Source organism: Pseudomonadota bacterium (genome assembly GCA_026388215.1).
In the GTDB taxonomy this organism is placed as follows: Bacteria; Desulfobacterota; Syntrophorhabdia; order Syntrophorhabdales; family Syntrophorhabdaceae; genus JAPLKF01.
Map to the genome: position 1 here is coordinate 1 of JAPLKF010000168.1, position 2,142 is coordinate 2,142.

The window sequence follows — 2,142 nt, forward strand, 5'->3', positions numbered from 1 at the left end:
GACCCTGCCTTCTATTATGAATCAAAACAGCACAGGGAGGCACTCGATTGTCTGACCTTCTTCCTCGCCCAGAGGGAAGGCTTTGCATTGATTTACGGGGATGTGGGTTCTGGCAAGACCACCCTCTCGAGGATATTCATAGATTCCCTTGGAAATAAAACTTACAACACTGCCCTGATTTTAAATCCTATAATGGATGAAGCAGAATTCATAAAGGAGGTGCTGAAAGAATTAAATGTTCAAAATGAACAGAACACAAAGAAGGAACTCTACGATACCTTGAAAGCCTTCTTATTGGATGAATTCGCAAACGGAAAAGAGACTGTTCTCATAATTGATGAAGCACAGCTTATCTCAAATGAACTCCTTGAGCTTATCAGGCTTATATCAAACATAGAAACAGATAAACAAAAAATACTCCACACCATCTTTTTCGCACAGCCTGAATTTATTGAAAAACTGAGGGATAAGAGCATGAGACATCTCTCCCAGAGGATTACTGTTACCTATTATATCGCACCCCTTTCATATGGCGAGGTAAGGTCATATATAGGCTACCGGCTTATCAAGGCAGGCATGAAAAGTAACTTTGATATTAAAGATAATGCAGTTAAGCTTATACACACTGCATCAAGGGGATACCCGAGGCTCATAAATTATTTATGTGACAGGTGTCTGCTCTTACTTTATGCCCAATCAAAGAATGTGATTGATAAAAGGGCTGTCTCCAAGGTCCTTCAGGAAGAGAATATTCCCCTTTCGTCGGTAAGAAAAAAGCAGGAAGTAAACAGATCCATCATGGAAATTGTTCTTATCATGCTCAACTTCTTCCTTATCCTCTTTATATTAAATCTGCTCGGTATCTTATAAGAAGCAGGGTTCAAGGGGTCGAGGGGCCCAGGGGTCAAGTGACACCATTGAACAGCATGTTGCCCAAACAATTTGTGTCTTACGGAAGGCTGTTTCTCTCGCTGCTCCGCTCCGTGCGCTTTACCCACTAATGACCCGTCCTCGCTCAATTCACGAACTCGGACTTTGTCCTCAGACAGCGTGGATTGTCCCATTGGGAACTCTCGGACGTGCCAAAGTGGGTTTCCCAAACCGTACTCGATGTCGCGCATCGAGAAAAACCCTTCCAGCCCTTATACAGCCGATGGAAAGATTTTTTCACACCTTCTCCGTGATTTCGTGTAGGGACAGGACACTCAGGAGAGAAAGGAGTTCCCTGTAGCACGACATCACGGAGTGATCGGGATACCATACTTAGAAGATGTGGAACGTCCCGAAGGGGAAACGGGCATGTCCGAAGTCCCGCATTCATGCGGGGCAAGTTTGCCCGTTTAAGTGGAGCAAATCTCGGGTACCCGCTTGCGGGTGATGGTCGGGAATGGAGTGCGGAGTGTGAAGGGAATCTCCTTTCTGTAATTCAAAAGAAACATAAATAGAGTTGTAAAGGTATTGGACAGGACACTAGCATCCAGCATCAAGTATCGAGACTTATCTCGAAAATATGTTGTATCTTATGATTGCAAGGAGCGCTTTAATACCATCCTTCCAGGTAATCTTCTTCCCTTCCTTATAGCTTCTTCCGTAGTATGATATGAAAATTTCGTATATTCTCACACCTTTCTTTGCAACCTTTGCCGTTATCTCAGGTTCAAAACCAAATCTATTCGATTTGATTTCAATGCCATCAAATACCTCCCTTTTAAACACCTTATACCCTGTCTCCATATCAGAGAGATTCAAATCAGTAAATATATTCGACAGGAGCGTAATTAATTTGTTCCCCACGTAATGCCAGAAAAATAGTACCCTGTGAGGCCCGCCGAGAAACCTTGAACCATAAACCACATCAGCCTTTCCCTCGATAATCGGCTCAAGGAGCTTTGGATAGTCCCTCGGGTCATACTCAAGGTCTGCATCCTGTATGATAATAACGTCTCCTTTCGCAACCCGTAAACCGCTCCTTATCGCAGCGCCCTTGCCCATATTTTTCTCATGGAAGATTGCCTTTACCCTGTCATCCTTCAGACCCTTCAGATATTCAACAGTGCCATCCGTTGAACCATCATCAATGACAATAATCTCTTTGTCGTATGGGGTCTCCTCAACCTTTTTTATCACCTCTAAAAGGGTTCC

General features: G+C 43.7%; 2 protein-coding genes. One reads left to right on the forward strand and one right to left on the reverse strand.

From position 1 onward, the window contains the following. Positions 1-870 (forward strand): AAA family ATPase (locus NTU69_09600; protein MCX5803764.1); only part of this gene is annotated, 870 nt, incomplete at its 5' end. A gap of 627 nt (positions 871-1,497) precedes the next feature. On the opposite strand, the gene NTU69_09605 is transcribed toward NTU69_09600, so the two are convergent. Beyond that, positions 1,498-2,142: glycosyltransferase family 2 protein (locus tag NTU69_09605; GenBank protein MCX5803765.1), on the reverse strand; the 645-nt coding region annotated here is incomplete at its 5' end.